General features: G+C 66.9%; 22 protein-coding genes. 10 read left to right on the top strand and 12 right to left on the bottom strand.

The annotated features are described in order from the left end of the window. Positions 1-177: 177 nt before the first annotated feature. From D0C15_RS34255 to D0C15_RS22920, 10 genes are all read right to left on the bottom strand, one after another. Positions 178-627 (bottom strand): hypothetical protein, encoded by a 450-nt coding sequence (locus D0C15_RS34255; RefSeq protein ID WP_162830209.1) that lies wholly within the window; start codon positions 625-627, stop codon positions 178-180. Positions 628-637: 10 nt separating this feature from the next. After that, complete coding sequence (locus D0C15_RS22875) at positions 638-1,123, bottom strand: hypothetical protein (RefSeq protein WP_162830210.1); 486 nt, start codon at positions 1,121-1,123, stop codon at positions 638-640. 263 nt (positions 1,124-1,386) lie between these two features. After that, positions 1,387-1,725, bottom strand: a complete 339-nt coding sequence (locus D0C15_RS22885; RefSeq protein ID WP_116049111.1) for a hypothetical protein — start codon at positions 1,723-1,725, stop codon at positions 1,387-1,389. Positions 1,726-1,866: 141 nt separating this feature from the next. Beyond that, on the bottom strand, positions 1,867-2,319 hold the full coding sequence (locus D0C15_RS22890; protein WP_116049113.1) for a hypothetical protein: 453 nt from the start codon (positions 2,317-2,319) through the stop codon (positions 1,867-1,869). Between the two features lie 57 nt (positions 2,320-2,376). After that, positions 2,377-2,895 carry a DUF3558 family protein gene (locus tag D0C15_RS22895; protein WP_162830211.1) on the bottom strand — a complete coding sequence of 173 codons (519 nt, stop codon included), beginning with the start codon at positions 2,893-2,895 and terminating at the stop codon, positions 2,377-2,379. 69 nt (positions 2,896-2,964) lie between these two features. Beyond that, entirely contained in the window at positions 2,965-4,230 is a 1,266-nt protein-coding gene (gene serS / locus D0C15_RS22900; protein ID WP_116049117.1) for a serine--tRNA ligase, read from the bottom strand. 35 nt (positions 4,231-4,265) lie between these two features. Beyond that, the gene (locus tag D0C15_RS22905; RefSeq protein ID WP_425455413.1) at positions 4,266-5,177 is read right to left on the bottom strand and encodes a haloalkane dehalogenase; all 912 of its coding nucleotides are present in this window, start codon (positions 5,175-5,177) and stop codon (positions 4,266-4,268) included. 159 nt (positions 5,178-5,336) lie between these two features. Next, on the bottom strand, positions 5,337-5,786 hold the full coding sequence (locus D0C15_RS22910; RefSeq protein WP_116049121.1) for a DUF350 domain-containing protein: 450 nt from the start codon (positions 5,784-5,786) through the stop codon (positions 5,337-5,339). Positions 5,787-5,895: 109 nt separating this feature from the next. Next, positions 5,896-7,059 (bottom strand): glutathionylspermidine synthase family protein, encoded by a 1,164-nt coding sequence (locus tag D0C15_RS22915; protein WP_116049123.1) that lies wholly within the window; start codon positions 7,057-7,059, stop codon positions 5,896-5,898. Continuing rightward, positions 7,060-7,662 (bottom strand): hypothetical protein, encoded by a 603-nt coding sequence (locus D0C15_RS22920; RefSeq protein WP_116049126.1) that lies wholly within the window; start codon positions 7,660-7,662, stop codon positions 7,060-7,062. Between the two features lie 327 nt (positions 7,663-7,989). Between D0C15_RS22920 and D0C15_RS22925 the strand changes: the two genes are divergently transcribed. The 9 genes from D0C15_RS22925 to D0C15_RS22965 all read left to right on the top strand — a co-directional run bounded on the left by D0C15_RS22925 (position 7,990) and on the right by D0C15_RS22965 (position 15,078). Further along, a complete protein-coding gene (locus D0C15_RS22925; RefSeq protein ID WP_245976138.1) occupies positions 7,990-8,982 on the top strand; it encodes a septum formation family protein in 993 nt (330 codons plus the stop codon). A gap of 3 nt (positions 8,983-8,985) precedes the next feature. Beyond that, on the top strand, positions 8,986-9,336 hold the full coding sequence (locus tag D0C15_RS22930) for a metallopeptidase family protein (RefSeq protein WP_116049130.1): 351 nt from the start codon (positions 8,986-8,988) through the stop codon (positions 9,334-9,336). A 69-nt stretch (positions 9,337-9,405) separates the two neighbouring features. Continuing rightward, positions 9,406-10,275: a helix-turn-helix domain-containing protein gene (locus D0C15_RS22935; RefSeq protein WP_162830212.1), complete on the top strand. Its 870-nt coding sequence runs from the start codon at positions 9,406-9,408 to the stop codon at positions 10,273-10,275. 17 nt (positions 10,276-10,292) lie between these two features. After that, the gene (locus D0C15_RS22940) at positions 10,293-10,484 is read left to right on the top strand and encodes a DUF397 domain-containing protein (protein WP_116049135.1); all 192 of its coding nucleotides are present in this window, start codon (positions 10,293-10,295) and stop codon (positions 10,482-10,484) included. Between the two features lie 112 nt (positions 10,485-10,596). Then, a complete protein-coding gene (locus D0C15_RS22945; protein WP_116049138.1) occupies positions 10,597-10,788 on the top strand; it encodes a DUF397 domain-containing protein in 192 nt (63 codons plus the stop codon). A 51-nt stretch (positions 10,789-10,839) separates the two neighbouring features. Beyond that, positions 10,840-11,805, top strand: a complete 966-nt coding sequence (locus D0C15_RS22950; protein WP_116049140.1) for an SDR family NAD(P)-dependent oxidoreductase — start codon at positions 10,840-10,842, stop codon at positions 11,803-11,805. Then, positions 11,802-13,154: a DUF2252 domain-containing protein gene (locus tag D0C15_RS22955; protein ID WP_245976139.1), complete on the top strand. Its 1,353-nt coding sequence runs from the start codon at positions 11,802-11,804 to the stop codon at positions 13,152-13,154. The genes D0C15_RS22950 and D0C15_RS22955 overlap by 4 nt, the downstream gene beginning before the upstream one ends. Positions 13,155-13,311: 157 nt before the next feature. Next, positions 13,312-14,595, top strand: coding sequence for an MFS transporter (locus D0C15_RS22960; RefSeq protein ID WP_116049142.1), 1,284 nt, complete (start codon positions 13,312-13,314; stop codon positions 14,593-14,595). Between the two features lie 72 nt (positions 14,596-14,667). After that, entirely contained in the window at positions 14,668-15,078 is a 411-nt protein-coding gene (locus D0C15_RS22965) for a hypothetical protein (protein ID WP_116049144.1), read from the top strand. 12 nt (positions 15,079-15,090) lie between these two features. Here D0C15_RS22965 and D0C15_RS22970 read toward each other — a convergent pair whose 3' ends face one another. Continuing rightward, positions 15,091-15,747 carry a DUF4232 domain-containing protein gene (locus tag D0C15_RS22970; protein WP_116049146.1) on the bottom strand — a complete coding sequence of 219 codons (657 nt, stop codon included), beginning with the start codon at positions 15,745-15,747 and terminating at the stop codon, positions 15,091-15,093. A gap of 107 nt (positions 15,748-15,854) precedes the next feature. Here D0C15_RS22970 and tenA point away from each other — a divergent pair, with 107 nt between their 5' ends. Further along, a complete protein-coding gene (tenA, locus tag D0C15_RS22975; RefSeq protein ID WP_116049149.1) occupies positions 15,855-16,544 on the top strand; it encodes a thiaminase II in 690 nt (229 codons plus the stop codon). Between the two features lie 14 nt (positions 16,545-16,558). On the opposite strand, the gene D0C15_RS22980 is transcribed toward tenA, so the two are convergent. After that, positions 16,559-17,176, bottom strand: coding sequence for a histidine phosphatase family protein (locus D0C15_RS22980; protein WP_116049151.1), 618 nt, complete (start codon positions 17,174-17,176; stop codon positions 16,559-16,561). Positions 17,177-17,296 lie beyond the last annotated feature (120 nt).

Below are 17,296 nucleotides of genomic sequence, written 5' to 3' on the forward strand. Positions count from 1 at the left end.
GCCGTGACCAGGTCACACGGGCCGCCACCGGGCAACCGCTTCGTCGTCTCAGTTTGTGCCGTTCCATCACCGCCGCCGCCACATCCTGCTAAGACCGCACCAGCCCAGACTGCTGTGACCAACAGGCTCGTCCGGCGAATGGGCGCGCCGTAGCTACTCACCTTGTGCACACCTTCCCTAACTGTCGAGCGGGTCGAAGTCGTCGAAGTACTCGTCGTCGGAAACCGTACGCTGCGAACGTGGTTCCTCGGTATGTACCACCGGATTAGCTGACTCGGAATGCACCGGGCCCACCGGGGGGATGCTCCGCAGCGACGCGAAGGCAGCTCGCACATCAGGATCCAGCACGAACCGGCCCTCGGCCAGGTCGCGCCAGGTGATCTCCCCACGCGAGATCCGTTCGAGAACAACTGTCCACTCAGGAGTACGACCGTGATACGTGATGAACGTACGTAACTGGTCAACCTCCTCCTGAGTAGCTGGTTCTTCCTTCGCGTCGAGCTCGGCGAGCAACTCATCAGACTGTCGAATGGTCGCCGCAGCCTCGTCGATCACCGCGTCGGCCATCCGATCCGCGTGCTGCATTTCCGGGGTGTACCAGTCTCCCGCCGGCAACTGATTCCTCATCGATCTTCCTTCAGCTGACCGGCTCGGCCGGCGGGTTCAGTTTCTGGTCCAGATCGCTAATCTGCCCGTCGAGTTCGCCCTTCTTCTTGTCGAACTCCTCCTGCTTCTCCTGGATCTCCTGCTGTCCACCCTGCATGGTTTTGGTGATTTGGACGACGTCTTGAGTGGAGTTGATCTCCGGAATGGTAGACACAGCGTCGAGCATGCTCTGACAGGCACTGAGATAACCAGTAATCGTGCCGGCCAACTCCTCAATCTTGCTATGAATCGAGTAGATCTGTTGAACGATGCCGATAATGTCTTCGACGTCCGACCAGTACGGGAAGTCCTTGAAACCACTCATGACCCATTCAAATACGCCCGCCGCCTGCCCAAGAACCGGTACGAACTTCTGAGATAATTCGAGTATTCGCTGCAACACACGGCTGAGTAGCTCAACAGCCTTCTCGGCGAGCTTGATCGACCACTCCGAGATCTTGTCGAAGCCTTTGCCCATGTACTCGGACAACTGCTCGGCTATGAACAACGCACCGACCCAGTTGATCTCAATGTAGTTATGAAATGCCCCGGATGCTTCGCCCCGTGTCCAGTGCTCGGTGAGCAGAGTTGCGGTATTGTCGGTGGCCTTTTCCGTCGTCGCTCATGAAGTTGCGCCAGAACCAGTCGATCTCGTCCAGGACGAAGCGGTCCTTCTTTAGCTTCTCGGCGAGTGGCGTGGTACCGACGGTCGCCGTGAATCCCTCGATGGGGACGGTGTCGCTATATGGCACGGGGGCCGCCGCCCGTTCCTGTGCGCTCGATCCGCTCCTGGTTCTCGATCTCCTCAAGGCCGTACTTGTACGCGGCTACCCGGACCCCTTCGCCGGTTTGGTACAGCTTGGTTTGGATCATCTCGAACACGGGCCGCAGCATGCTCTCCCTGACCTCTTCGCAGGCCACACCGATCGGAGTGAGCAAGCCAGTGAAGCCGGTCGCATTCATGCCCTCGAACATCGTCGCGAGTTGAATTGTGTATACCGAGCCGGACAAGTCGCCGACGTAGTCGGCATACGCGCGAAGTTCTCGAGGATCTACCTCGTGGCCCCCGGTGTCATTCATCGTTCGCTCCCCCTACGGAACATAGGCCGTGCAGCCCTGATTTCTTTGGACCGTAGCGGGAACGGAAAGTTGGGTGCAACCGATGTAGCCAAATGGGTGGTGAAGATCTGTGCGCTTGCCTGGCTCCACTCTGCACTCAGCTCACTCGGAGATGCCGACAACCTGGGTGGCAATTTGATCCACCACACCGCACGGGTCGTCCGTGAGGTCGGGGGTGAGGCTGGCGATGACTCCGAACCGCTGCGCCGGATCTTCCTCGGCCAGTACCACCCCAACGCCACAGTCCGTGCCTCCCGGCGGGCCCGTGTTCAACCGCGCGCCCTCGACGTCCGCCAGCTCGACGGACTCGTCACTCAGCATCGCGTCGATGGCATCTCCGCGAGCCACCGTGACCGTGGAGAAGATGTCGTCCAGGTCGTAGAAGCACTGCGGGCCTTCCACCTCCGCGGAAGCACCCGGTACTCCCACCGCCTTGGCCACAGCCTCCGTCGCCAGGAGGTCGCACGGACCACCGGCCGGGAGCCGCTTCGCCGTCTCGCCACCACACGCGGTGAGCGCGCCGATCAGGAGCGCTCCGACTCCGGCCACCACCATGCGACAACCACGCCGCCATCCCCGGTCCACAGTTCCTCCCCCCGTCACTGTCTCGCCTTACGGCAGGTTCTCGCTCACCATGGGCGCCGCCGCCTTGGGCAGGTCGCAGGACTTCGACTTGTCGGTGAGGTTGAGGCTGAGCAGCGAGACGAACGACGACTCGCCCAGCGGCAGCATCAGGTCGCAGGCGCCCTCGCCGAACACGCCCTCATAGCGTCCCCAGGTTCGGCCACCGAGGTCGAACTCCTCGTCGGGCGGGGTGTCGATACCGCGGTACTCGGCCAGCGACATCTCGTCGCTGATCACCAGGGTCAGTGCGTGGTCGCTCAGGTCGGGATCGGCGGAGCGCCAGTCGCAGCCCTGCGGGACGCGCTGCTGCGGGTTGGCCTCGTTGAACTCGCCGGCCGCCAGACCCAGTTCAGTCAACTGCTCCTCGGTGAGCAGGGTGCAGGGCTCCTCGAACGGCCCCTTCGTCACCGGCTGCGCGCCCGGCGGGAATAGCGCCGTGCCGGGCTCCACCCGCGCGCAGGAGGCGAGCAGGAGCAGGACCCCCAGCAGTGCCACGCTTCCACGCACTTCGCCTCCTCGGCGGTTGCCATGCCCCGTCCCCACCCTCGCACTTTCCCGGGAAAGTGCGAGTCCTGGTCAGGCCTTGGGGGTGAGGAACTCGCGGTTACCGACGTAGGGGCGCAGCGCTTCGGGGACGCGGACCGAGCCGTCCTCCTGCTGATGGTTCTCCAGGATCGCGACGATCCACCTGGTGGTTGCCAGTGTGCCGTTCAGTGTGGCCGCCGTCTGCGGCCTGCCGTTCTCGTCGCGGTAGCGGATGTTGAGCCTGCGTGCCTGGAACGTCGTGCAGTTCGAGGTCGACGTCAGTTCGCGGTAGGCCTGCTGGGTCGGCACCCAGGCCTCGCAGTCGAACTTGCGAGCCGCGGACGTGCCGAGGTCACCGCCCGCGGTGTCGATCACCCGGTAGGGGACCTCGACCTTGCCCAGCATCTGCTCCTCCCAGTCGAGCAGGCGCGCGTGCTCAGCTTCCGCGTCCTCCGGGCGGCAATAGGTGAACATCTCGACCTTGTCGAACTGGTGCACCCGGATGATGCCCCTGGTGTCCTTGCCGTAGGAGCCCGCCTCCCTGCGGAAGCAGGACGACCAGCCCGCGTACCGCAACGGCTGCTGCGAAAGGTCCAGGATCTCGTCGGAGTGGTATCCGGCGAGCGCGACCTCGGATGTGCCGACCAGGTAGAGGTCGTCGTCGCGCAACCGGTAGATCTCCGAGGCATGTGAGCCGAGGAAGCCGGTCCCGGCCATGATCTCCGGGCGCACTAGCACCGGCGGGATCATCAGCTGGAACCCGTTTTCCATGGCCTGCGCCGCGGCCAGGTTCAGCAGGCCGAGCTGCAGCTGGGCACCGATGCCGGTGAGGAAATAGAACCGCGAGCCGGAGACCTTCGCCCCCCGCTCCATGTCCAGCGCGCCGATGCCCTCGCCGAGATCCAGGTGATCCCGTGGGGTGAATTCGAACTCCTTCGGCGTGCCGACGTGCTTGACGACCACGTAGTCGTCCTCGCCGCCAGCGGGAGCATCGGGGTGCACGACGTTCGGAACGGCCTGATGCAGCTCTTCGAACCGCGTCGAGGCCTCGCCCTGCTCCGCCTCCGCGGCCTTCACCTGCGCGGCGAGGTCCTTGCCCTTGGCCAGCAGCGCGTCGCGCTCCTCGCCCTTCGCCCTGCCGATCTGCTTGCCGAGCTGCTTCTGCTCGGCCCGCAGCGTGTCCGCGCTCGCGATCGCGGAGCGGCGGCGGGAGTCGAGGGACAGCAGTGTGTCCACCACGCCCTCGTCCTCACCGCGAGTGCGCTGCGAAGCGCGCACGACGTCCGGGTCCTCACGCAGAATCCTGGGGTCAATCACGGCCCCGAGCGTACCCAGCGCTCAGACCGCCTCGATCAGGGCAGCCCGCGGACGAAGGTGGCGATCACTTCCGCCAGCTCCTCGCCCTTGTCCTCCTGCAGAAAATGACCCGCGCCGGCGATGGTCGGATGCTCCAGTGCCGCGGCACCCTTCATCGCACGCTGCAGCACCGGCGCCATCGCTCCGGTGATCGGGTCGCTGTCGCCGAAGGCCGTCAGGAACGGCATATCCATTGTGGACAACTTGGCCCACGCGGCCCGGTTGGCCTCGGTGGCCGGGTCGTCCGGTCGAGTCGGTACCAGGGTCGGCATCGTGCGGGGCGCGGCCTTGTACATCTCGTTCGGGAACGGTGCGTCGTAGGCGGCCTGGACCTCCTCGGGCAGATCGGTCACGCAACCGGCGTCGACGGCGCGGCCGACCTCGAAGATCTGCGCGTTCTCCACCGACTCGCGGAACTTCCACCAGACCTTCGGCATGTCGTGGTCGCCGGTGGGCAGGCCGGTGTTGGACGCGACGATCCCGGCGAAGCGCTCCGGGTTCTCCGCGACGAGGCGCAGCCCGATCAGCCCGCCCCAATCCTGGCCGAAGAGGGTGACATCGCGCAGGTCGAGCGCGTCGAAGGCGAGCGCACGCATCCACTCCACATGCTTGGCGTAGGTGTGGTCGACCATCTCCGCGGGCTTGTCCGACCGGCCGAAACCGACCAGGTCGGGCGCTATCGCACGCAGGCCGGCCTCGGCGAGCACCGGCATCATCTTGCGGTAGAGGAAGGACCAGCTCGGCTCCCCGTGCAAGAGCAGCACAGGACGCCCGTCCGCTGGGCCCGCCTCCACATAAGCGACCCGGAGCAGTCCCCCCTCCGGGTCGGGGATGTCCACATACTGCGGGTCGTAGTCGAAATCGGGCAAGTCGTCGAACCGGTCGTCCGGTGTCCTCAGTAGGCGCACACCCGTCACGCTAGTGGCGTATTCGCCTTGAGCCGACCCTTTGTCGCGTAACTTCCGTCTTCACGACCAACCCCCGGTGACGTCTTTCCAGGTCACCGGGGGTCTCGTCGAAATCTCACGGAGAGGTCACAGTTGCCTTACGGCGCGCTTGAACCGCGGTTAAGAGATCGCCACGGCGACCACGAGGCCCAGCGCGAGGTGGGCGGAGGCCACCACGACGCTCACCGCGGCGAAGGTTTCGCTCTCCATCGTCGAGCGCAGATCGATCCGGGTCGCCCACTCCAGCAGCCGGACGGCGAGCACCTGGACGATGATCCCGAGCAGGCCGTAGACCAGCGAGGTGATCAGGCCCTCGGTGAGATCGCTGGCCGAGTTGAAGATCGCGACCACGATGATGAACGCCATCGACAGCAGGCCCGAGGCGGTCACGATCACCGCGTTCGGCAGTCCGCGGCGCACCAGCTCGGACAGCTTGCCCGGCGTGGTCCAGTCGATCGCGTAGAAACCGACCAGCATCATCAGCAGACCGATGACGCCGTAGAGCAGGATCGCGCCGATCCCGTTGACGAGGTCGGTGCCGAAATTTTCGGACAACGCAAGGGTCGTCACAGGTACTCCCAGTGTTGGCTGTGGCTGAGTGGGTGAATTGTGCTGTTCAGGCTGCTTCTATCAGAACGCGTGGCCTGCGATCACGCCGACAGGCCGCGACTCGTTCCTGTCACTCGGGAATGCGGTGGGGGACGAACGCGGCACCGTCGTCGGTGACGAGCCCGGCCGTCTCCCGGATGCCGAGGCCTGCGGCGTTGTCCCCGACGATCCACGCGCCGAGCGCGGGCCGGTACCCGTCGAACTCCGGTAGCGGGTCGAACGCCTGGTAGACGAATCCCTCGGCACCGTAGACACCGCCGGTCTGCGTCTCGTAGCCGGTGGCCACGATCTGCACGTTCGCGCCCTCCCTGCCGAGCTTCGGCTTGCGCACGTACTCGGTCAGCAGGCCGGGGTCATCCAGAAAGGCGGGCAGAAGGTTCGGGTGCCCGGGGTAGTTCTCCCAGAGGATCGCCAGAATCGCCTTGTTGGAGAGCAGCATCTTCCACAACGGCTCGACCCACAGCGTCTGCGGTAGTGACTCGACGGCGAACCGGCCGAACTCCTCGTCGACCACCCACTCCCACGGGTAGAGCTTCACCACGGTGTTCATCGGCGCCTCTTCGAGATCGACGAACCGCTTCAGCAGCGGATCCCAGCCGATCTCCTCGATCGCCAGCCCGACGGTGTCCAGTCCGGCCTCCGCCGCGGTCTCCTGCAGGTAGGAGGTGGTGATGTGGTCCTCGCCGGTGGGATCGGCGCTGGACCAGGAGAAGTGCAGCTCCTTGGAGGGGAGCAAGCCGCCGATCTCCTCCCAGCGCTCCACCAGCCGCTCGTGGATGGAATTCCACTGGTCATCGGCGGGGAAGACATCGGTCTTCCAGTGCCACTGCACGAGCGCGGCCTCGAGCAGCGAGGTCGGCGTGTCGGCGTTGTACTCCAGCAGCTTGGCCGGGCTCCGGCCGTCGTAGCGCAGGTCGAACCGGCCGTAGACGTGTGGATCACGCCGCTTCCAGGACTCGGCGATATGCGGCCAGATCCACTCGGGTAGGCCGAAGTCGGCGTACCGCTCGGTGAGCACGACGTTGTCCACGGCCTCCAGGCACATGGAGTGCAGCAGTTCGACGTCGGCCTCGACGGAGAGGACCTCGTCCATCTCCAGCACGTAGTGCACCGACTCGTCCCAGTAGGGCCTGGCCTGCCCGGACTCGTATCTGGCTGGGGTGCCGAAGATCAGCCCCTGCTCCTCAACGGTGCGTTGCCAGTCCCGCCGTGGAGCGTGCGAGTCCCTGTGCAATTACGAGCCCCCGCTCTTGCCGAAACTTCCGGACTTACTACTGATGCCGAACCCACCCCGCTGGACGGTCTTGCCCGACTTCGTAGTGACGTTGGCGTTCGACGGCTTGCTGTAACTGCCGCCGGACACCGGGCTACCTACCGTGCCGCTGCCGCCGTAGTTGTAGCGGTACTGCTGGTAGCCCCCGCCGATCCCGCCGATCGGCAGGAAGATGAAGCCGCCGCTGGTGTAGCCACCGTTGCTTTCGGCGTACTCCTCGGTGCACTTCTCTTCCTCAGCGACGACACCTTCTTCGGCGTTGGTGCAGACCGCGGTCACCGTCTCCGGCTGGGCGACCGTGTAGAACGTGGCGATCAGCCCGACGAGGCCAACGGTCACGCCGCTGCCGATGAGGACCTTGCGCCGGGTCTCGGCCTTGTGTTCGGCCACCTGCCGGGCCTCGTGCTCGGCGGCCTCGCGTTCCTTCTCCTCGAGCATCGCCTTGCGGCGTGCGCGCTGCTCGGCGAGCGTCGGCTCACGCGGGCTGGTGGACTCCGCGTCCTGCCGCCGCATCGACCCGCGCTTGCGTGGTTGATCCCCGCCAGGGGTGTTGTCTTCTGTCATCAAACACTCCGTAACCGCTGGGCACCACGAGTTGAGCTACCGGCCCCCGCAACCACACTATCTACTCCAGGGACAGTGCGTCTGAGAACTGGGGTTTACTAGGTCGTGGTGATCGGTGGAACTCGGCCGGCGAAGCCTCGCTATCGAGGCGGCAGGGCGTCCAGCAGCAGAACCGGACGGTCCCGCCGGAGCCAGCGCCCTGGCGACTCGATCGCGGAGCCGAGTTCTCAGACAAGCAGTGAGGTGAAGAACCGGCAACGCCGCAATCGACACCCGTAACGGGTCGCTAAATCCGCTCGGTCGTGCCGCACTGGCATCATGGAATGGATGTCCGATGACCACGCGCGGTTCCGCCTGAGTGGTGGAGCCCTGCGCACGCAGCTGTTGATGGCCGCCGCGGCCGTCGGAGCCATCGTCGCGCTCGCGTTGAGCTGGGTGTTCTCCTGGCAGGTCGAGCAGGAGGATCCCGTCCTCGTCGCCCGCGAGCAGGCCCGGCAGCAGGCCTTCCATGCACCAGCGGGTAGTTGCCTGACCTGGTCGGAGCCGGACGCGGCCGACGCCAGGACGATCTCCTGCGCCGAACCGCACCTGTTCGAGGTGGTCGGTGTGGTGGACATCTCGGACAAATTTCCCCAGGGGGCACCGTCGCCCGACCTCAAGTTGTGGCGGCAGATCGCGCAGGAGCATTGCTCGGAGCCCGCGGAGAAGTACCTGGGCACGAAGCTCGACCCGTTCGGCAAGCTGACCGTCGGCCTGTTGCGGCCCCCCGAGGCGAAGTGGGCCGAGGGAGACCGCCAGTTGCGCTGCGGGGTGCAGTGGGCAGGCCCCGGCGGGGAGTTGCAGCCGTTGACCGGGCCCGCGAAGGAGCAGGACCAGTCGATGGTCTGGGAGCCGGGTACCTGCCTGGCTCTGATGGGCAAAACGGTGGGCGATCCGGTGGACTGCGCGGGCCCGCACTCCTACGAGATCGTCGCGACACTGGACCTGAAGGATCGGTTCGAGGACGGCTGGCCCAACCAGGACGACCAGCAGACCTGGCTCGATGTCGAGTGCAACAAGGCCGCCGACAAGTACACCGGTGACGCGGACCTGGACAAGAAGGGCCTCATCCTGGGCTGGGACGTGCGCGAGCAGGAGAGCTGGGCCGTCGGCTCCACCAAGGTCAACTGCAAGGTCGGGGCAGCGCTGGAGGACGGCAGCGGACTGGCCGTCGTGAAGGGCAGTGTGAAGAAGGCGGAGAAGACCACCACCCCATCGAAGCCTGCCGAGCCGGCCGAGTCTGCGACCAAGAAATCCGGCGAGTCCGGGTCCGGCGGCTAGCCGATGGCCGTTGAGATGACCCTGCTCCGCTTCGAGGAACTCGTGGCGGACGCGCTGGACCAGGTGCCCGCCCAGTTCGCGGAGGCGATGGACAACGTCGTGGTGCTGGTCGAGGACCGCAACCCGGAGGAGCCGGAGATCCTCGGGCTGTACCACGGCATCGCGCTGACCGAGCGGATGGCGGACTACGGCGGCGTACTGCCGGACCAGATCTTCATCTACCGGGAGCCGATCCTGGCGATCTGCGACACCGACGACGACGTGGTCGAGGAGGTCGTCATCACCGTCGTGCACGAGATCGCCCACCACTTCGGTATCGACGATGCCAAGCTGCACGAACTCGGCTGGGGCTGAGGGCGCGTAATTACACACTCGCCGTCCCTGGTGGACACTGCGTACAGGACCGTACGCGGGAGGCAACCGGTGACTGGGGAGTACGCGGGGGAAATGGCCGAGGACGACTACGGCCCGACGATCACGCGCCGCAGACTCGGCCGGATCATGCGCCAGTTGCGCGAGCGCGCTCGGCTGTCCCTCGGCGAGGCGGCCCGCGCTATCGAGTACACGACCGCCTCGCTGAGCAGGCTGGAGAACGGCCAGCAGGGGCTCAACATCCACGTCGCCAAGAGCATGCTCGACGTCTACAACGAGGTCGACCGGTACGAGGAGATCCTCGACCTCTGCCGGCGTTCACACAGAAAGGGCTGGTGGCAGGCCTACGGCATCCACGGCCGTGGATACATCACGCTGGAGAGCGACGCGGAGTCCGCACGCACGTTTCAGCCGCTACTGGTGCCCGGACTGCTGCAGACGGCGGACTACGCCCGCGCGATCTTCGAGGCGCAGGGCGAGGTCCGGCCGGAGCGGATCGAGAACGGCGTGCGGGTGCGGATGATCCGCCAGGAACGGCTGCGGCGGACCCGGCGGCCGCTGAACCTGGAGGCCGTGGTGCACGAGACCGCCCTGCACTGCCGAGTGGGCGGGGCCGAGGTGATGTACGGCCAGTTCGCTCACCTGGCCGAACTCGCGGACCTGCCCACCGTGTCCCTGCGCATCATCCCGATCGAGTCGGGCGCGCACGTCAGCATGGCAGGCGGATTCGTGATCCTTCGCTTTCCCCAGCGGGTGCTGCCGGACACCCTCTACATCGAAAACGCCTTCGGCGGTTCGGATACAGAGAAGAAACACGAGGTGGATCGGGCTAAGCTGAAACTCGACCGGCTACGGGGAATGGCGCTCGACGAGGCTTCGAGCACCGCGTTCCTGCAACGGCTGGCCGAGAATCTGCCGTAGCGACCGAGGAGCCGGACATGGCCGACGCAGCGTTGCCCACCTGGCGCAAGAGCAGCTTCAGCGACGGCGGCAGCGAGGACCAGAGCGACTGCGTCGAAGTAGCGATCACCACCAACACCGTGGGCGTGCGCGACTCGAAAACCCCAACCACCCCACCCCTCACCTTCACCCCAGCAGCCTGGTCACAGTTCCTCAACAAGATGCGCTGACCACCGAATCGCACTTTCCCGGGAAAGTGCGATTGGAGGATTGGGGCGCGGCCTCGGCCTTCGGCGGTTCGGACACGGGGAAGAAACACGAGGTGGATCGGAGGAGCCGGACATGGCCGACGCAGCATTGCCCACCTGGCGCAAGAGCAGCTTCAGCGACGGCGGCAGCGAGGACCAGAGCAACTGCGTCGAAGTAGCGATCACCACCAACACCGTGGGCGTGCGCGACTCGAAAACCCCAGCCACCCCACCACTCACCTTCACCCCAGCCGCCTGGTCACAGTTCCTCGCCGACCTGCGCTGACCGTCCTGGAACAGCACTGCGGCCACACCTGCGTCGTGGGAGGTTGAGCCGGTGAACTTCCTGCCCAAGCTCCTCGACACCGTGGCCGACCGCACTGTCGTGCCCGGTTACTCCAAGCTCGGCTTCCTGCTGCGCAGGCGGCAGTGGCAGCCGCTCCCGGCGGACTCGCTGCGCGGGAAACGCGCGCTGGTCACCGGCGCGAACTCCGGATTGGGCAAGGCCACCGCCGCGCGCCTCGCCGAACTCGGCGCCACCGTGCACCTGGTGGTGCGCAACGTCGAGAAGGGCGAGGCGGCCCGTGCGGATCTGGCGCGGCGGGTCCCGGACGCGACGTTCCACGTCGATCGGTGTGACGTGTCCTGTCTCGCCGACGTCCGCGAGTTCGCCCAGCGCCTGCAGGCCGAGCACGACACCGTGGACGTCCTCGTGCACAACGCCGGTGTGCTGCCGCCGCACCGGCAGGAGACCCCCGAGGGCAACGAGGTCACCCTCGCCACGCACGTCCTCGGCCCGCACCTGCTCACCACGCTCCTGCTGCCCGCGTTACGCCGCGGCGGTGACGCGCGGGTCGTCTTCGTCTCCAGTGGCGGGATGTACGCGCGGCCGCTGCACGACGAGGACCCGCAGTACGCCCGCGGCGAGTACCAGGGCGCGGCGGCCTACGCGCGCACGAAGCGGATGCAGGTGGTGCTCGCCGGGTCGTGGGCGCGGCGGCTCACCGGCTCCCCGGGCATCGCCGTGCACGCCATGCATCCCGGCTGGGCCGCCACCCCGGGGGTGACGGACTCGCTGCCCCGGTTCGCCCGGCTCATGGGACCGCTGCTGCGCGACCCAGACCAGGGCGCCGACACTGTGGTATGGCTAGCGGCCGCCACCGAGGGTGGCAGGCGGAGCGGCTCGTTCTGGCACGATCGGGCGCCACGGCCCGAGCACTACCTGGGCAGGACACGGGAGAGCGAACAGCAGCGCGAACGGTTTCTGGACTACTGCGACAGAACGGTGGGATTGACACAGTGACAAGCGATCTGGTCGACAGAATTCGCGAGCAGGGCGGCGAGCAGCGTCGGGCGGAGATCGTCGCGGTGCTCGTCGATGCCTTCGAGGACCTGATGCGGGCGGACGCGACGGCGTTTCGCAAGAAGTTCCGCAAGATGGCCGCTGCCCCGTTCTCCTTCTACCGCGGTGCGGCCTGCCTGTTCTACAACGACATGGCAGACGAGGAAGACCCGTGGGCCGACGATCGCACCAGCCGGGTGTGGATCCAGGGTGACCTGCACGCGGAGAACTTCGGCACCTACATGGATTCCGCCGGCGCACTGGTGTTCGACGTCAACGACTTCGACGAGGCCTACCTCGGCAGCTTCACCTGGGATCTCAAGCGGCTGGTGGCGAGCGTCGCGCTGATGGCCTGGACCAAGGCGATCAGCGACAACGACATCGAACGGCTCATCGAGACCTACGTGCGGGCCTATGTCGACCAGGTGCGGCACTTCGCCGACAACCCCGGCGACGAGATGTTCAAACTGCAGCTCGACACCACCGACGGGCTGATCCACGACGTGCTGTTGCGGGCGCGGATGAACACGCGGGTGGCCCTGCTCGACGCGGTCACCTCGATCGAGGACTACGAGCGCCGCTTCCGGCTCGGGCCGGGGGTCCGGGAACTCGGCGCGCAGGAGCACGAGGCCGCATGCGCGGCCTTCGACAAGTACCTGAGCACGATCCCGGAGAACAAGCGCTTCGGCAGCATCACCTACGGCGTCAAGAGCATCGTGGGCCGCACCGGTTTCGGCATCGGCTCGGCCGGCCTGCCCGCGTACAACGTGCTCGTCGAAGGCAGCACCCAGGCGTTGGAGAACGACGTCGTGCTGTCGATGAAGCAGGGCAACGTCGCCGCGCCGAGCCGGATCGTGCACGACGAGCGGATCCAGAACTACTTCCTGCACCACGGCCACCGCACAGCGGTGTCCCAGCGGGCACTGCAGGCCCACGCCGACCCGTGGCTCGGGCACACCGAACTGAACGGCACCGGCTTCGTCGTCTCGGAACTCTCGCCCTACGTCAGCGACCTGGACTGGGGTGAGCTGACCGAACCCGCGGATATGGTGCCGGTACTGGAGTACCTGGGCAGGGCCACGGCGAAGATGCACTGCGTGTCCGACACCGACTCGGAACAGACGCTGGTCGACTTCCAGAGCGAGGAAGCCATCGCCGCCGCGATCGGTGACGACGAGACCGAGTTCGTGCGCTCACTGGTCCGGTTCGGGATGCGTTACGCCGTTCAGACCAGGGAGGACCACCGATTGTTCGTCAATGCCTTCCGCAATGGGGAAATACCAGGGGTGCAGTCGGCCGCTCCGCGGTGAGCACCGGAAGCCGGTGGACGGTCGGTAATTCGTTCGGCACTTTTCGCGACCTATGTCGGGTAGGCTGACGCACTGTTATGGGGAGAACGCGTCGGGTTAACTCGGTTAACCGCAAGAAACCAGGGATGACCGGGTTCATGGACGAAGAAGTGCTGCGGTGAGCGGACGTCCAGACCGCCGCTTGACGTGGTTGCTGTCCTCCAGCACGTTGTCGAACCTCGGCGACGGCATCGGCAAGGTGGCCTTTCCGTTGCTGGCAGCCACCCTGACCAGGGATCCGGTGCTGATCGCCGGACTCTCCGCGACCCAGTTCCTCCCCTGGCTGCTCTTCGCACTGCTGACCGGCGCCATGCTCGACCGGGTCGACCGGCGGACGGCGATGATCGTCGCCAACCTGACGCGGGCCGCGGACCTCGTCGGGGTCGCGGTGCTGATCCAGTTCGACTCGATCTCCATCTGGCTGGTCTATCTCGCCGCGCTGCTTATCGGGACCGCGGAGACGGTCGCGGACAGCGCGGCCAACGTCCTCATCCCTTCGGTGGTCGACCGCGGCGGCCTGGAACGGGCCAACAGCAAGCTGCAGTCGGTGGAGATCGTCGGGCAGACGTTCCTCGGCGGCCCGATCGGCAGCCTCACCTTCGTGGTGTTCGCCGCGTTCCCGTTCCTGCTGAACTCCGTCGGCTTCGCGGTCTCCGCGGCACTGCTCGTCGGCCTCGTGGGCAGCTACCGCCCGCAGCGTGCGGACCCTGCGGACGACCAGCCGGTGCTCCGGCTGCGCGCCCAGCTGGCCGACGGACTGCGGTGGGTGCGTCGCAGCCCGGTGGTGCTGCGACTGGTGATCATCGCGTCGCTGGTCAGCCTGACCACCGAGATGGCCCAGGCCCAGCTCGTGCTGTATGCGCTCGAGGACCTGCGGCTGGACGAGGCGGCGTTCGGGCTGTTCGCGTTCGTCGGCGGTGCGGGTGGCCTGCTCGGTGCCGGCGTCGCACCTCGGCTGGTACGCCTCTCCGGCAGGCGCGCGGTGCTCGCGACCGGGCTGGCCCTGTCCGGTCTTTCCTTCCTCGGCATGGGGCTCAGCGGCCGGCCGCTGCTCTCCGCCGTGCTGTTCGGCCTGTTCGCGGCGGGGGTGGTCGCGGTCAACGTGGTGCTCGGAACCGTGCGTCACGCCATCGTGCCGGGCGAGCTCCTCGGCCGGGTGCTCGGCGTGTGGCGGACGCTGGTGTGGGGCGCGATTCCGGTCGGCGCACTGCTCGGCGGCGTGCTCACCCAGATGTTCGGCAGTCCCAGTTCGACCTTCGCGTTGTCCGGCGTTCTGCAACTGGTCGTCGCGGGCTTGGCCGTCGTGCTTCTACGCCAGCATCGCGCCGCAGTGGACCTGCTCGATCCTGCCGACGGCGACTCGTCGACGGCTGCACCCGGCGAGTCGCACCCGCCCGGGTAATTCGGGCGAACCGGTCGACTTCGGCGGGCGCGGGTGTTCAAATACCTCGATCATGCCGCGCGAGGAGGTCCGATGACGACGACACCGGATCTTGTGCAGGACCCCGGCCGGGGCAGACTCGTGATCGCGGCGCTGGCCGGGTTCGTGGTGGGCAGCGGCGCGATCGGACTGCTGTGGGGCCTTTCCTCCTCGGCCGACGGGCCGGCCGAGGACGCGCGGGCGGCGTGCGCCGCGCTGGAGCGGGTCGGTGAGCTCCCCCTCGCGAGCGGCGGCGCGGCGAGCGGTGTACTCACCCAAGGTGTGCTCCCCCGAATACTCGCGGCCCGTGAACTCGCCGCGGCGGCCGCCGAGTTCCGGCCGCAGTACCAGGAACTGGCCGACCACCTCGACGGGGTGAGCCGCATGGTGGTCAGCCTGAACCTGACCGACAAGGGTGGCAGATGGCATCTGAGCGAGGCCAGGAAACACTGCACCCTCGTCTGACCAGCCCCAACGCTAGCCGGAGCCCTTCTCGATCGTCCGGACGACCAGCTGGTGGCCCGGGATTTCCTCGCTGGCGCACCCAGTCCGGTCCAACTCGATGAACATCGAATCGGTCTCCTGTGGCGGGTACACCCGCAGCCCGCGTACCGGCTGTGGCTCGCACTCCGCGGGCTCGTAGTTGCGTACCTGCACGAAGCCGACCGGGGCGTGCGCCACCTCGCCCTTCCGCAGCGTCACAGGAGCGCCCTTCTCTCCCTCACGGTACGCGGCAGGTCCGACCTGATGACCGTCTTCACCAGCCACATAGGACACTCCGGGGAAACCCTGGATAACGCAAGGTCCGTCGCTGATGTTGGTGAACTGCAAGGGCTTGTGCGCGGTACCCGCCGCCGCGTCGCCCCTGCCGAGGGAGAGTGCGAGGTCGCCGGTCTTGCACAGCGCGGTCTCGCCACCGCCCTTGTTGTCATCTCCCGGCTTCGTGGATTTCGACGTCGCAGGGGCCGATGACGTAGTTGGTGTGGATGCTGGGCTGGATGTTGAGCCTTCTGTGGTGACCGCGGACGGTTCCGCCGACTGGGTGCCTTCCCCGCAGCCCGCGACCCCGGCTACCAGCGCGGCCGCGGTGGCGCCGAGCGCCAACTGACGTGCTCGTGCTCGTGCTCGCATCATTTACTGCCTCCCTGTCCTGGGTGACTACCCTGAGGACGTACGTGCCACACGCAGGGTTGCGTCGGTAGCGTCGCGGCCGAGGCGACGCCCGACGAAAGGTGAGCCCGATGACGGAATTTTGTAACCAGGCGTGGCAGCACACCGTGAAACTACAACAGGCAGTGCTGGAGCACCCGTTCAACAAGGAACTGGCCGACGGTTCACTCTCCCGCGAACGGTTCCAGTTCTACCTGGCCCAGGACGCCCGCTACCTCGTCGGCTTCGGCCGCGCACTCGCGGTGGCCGCCACCAGATCACCCGATCCGGGTGATCTCCCGTTCTTCGCCGGAGCGGCCCGCGAGGCCGTGGTCGTGGAGCGGGAACTGCACGAGAGCTACTTCCGCCGGTTCGGTCTCACTCAGGAGGGACTCGACACCATCGAGACCTCGCCGACCTGCCTCGCGTACACCTCGTACCTGTTGGCCGTGGCGCAGACCGAGGGGTACGCGGAACTCACCGCCGCGCTACTGCCCTGCTTCTGGGTGTATCACCACGTCGGCACGGACATCCTGCGACGGCACGCCGAGGGCGGCGGCGCGGAGAACCCCTACCAGGCCTGGATCGACACGTACGCCGACGACGAGTTCGCCGAGGCGGTGGACAACTGCAAGTCCGCCGTCGACAGCGCGGCCGCTGCCGCGGACGACGCCACCAGGGCCAGGATGCTGGCGCATTTCGTACGCGCCTGCGAGTACGAGTGGATGTTCTGGGACAGCGCGTACCGATTGGAGGAATGGCCGACCGCGCACCTGCGGTGAGCGCAAGGTGTGGCCTACAGCCGCAGATCCGCCCAGCTCAGGCAGGTCCACCCGCCAGCGGGGAGCGCTTCCAGCTCCACGATGCTGGTGTTGGGCAGCAACCCCCGGTCGGCGACCTCGGGGCGGACGTTGTCCGAGAGCCACTCGGCCCCGAGACGGATCGCGCCACCGTGGCTGACCACGACGACCACACCGTCCGGGTCGAGGTCGACGTGCTTGGCGCGCAGCTCGCCGATCGCGTCGAGGTAACGGGTGCGAACCTGCGCACCGCTCTCCCCGCCCGGCATACACAGGGAGAGCTCGCCGCGCAGCCACGGGCCCACCGTGTCCACGTATGTCCTGATCGCCTGATCGTCGGTGCGATCCTCGAGGTCGCCGACGAAGACCTCCTGCACGCCGTCGATGACCTGCACCTCCAGCGAGTGCGTCTCGGCCAGGGGTGCGGCTGTCTGCTGGGCGCGCAACGCCTGCGACGCGTATACGGCGGCGACGCGTTCCTCGCGCAGTCGCTCGGCCAGCGCCTCGGCCTGCTCGTGACCGAGGTCGGTGAGCGGTGGTCCCGGCACCCGGGTACTCAGCGCGCCGCGGATGTTCGCCGTGCTCTGCGCGTGTCTGATCAGCAACAACCTCACGCTGTCTCCCCTCGCTGCACGGCCGCCACCCGCCCCCCCTTCACCCGCCACCACCCTCCTTCCAACCCGCCCGCGCACAATTCACTCACCGCCTCACTCGGTCCCCCCCGCGCGCCCGCC

It is taken from the genome of Amycolatopsis palatopharyngis, from assembly GCF_003385185.1.
In the GTDB taxonomy this organism is placed as follows: Bacteria; Actinomycetota; Actinomycetes; order Mycobacteriales; family Pseudonocardiaceae; genus Amycolatopsis; species Amycolatopsis palatopharyngis.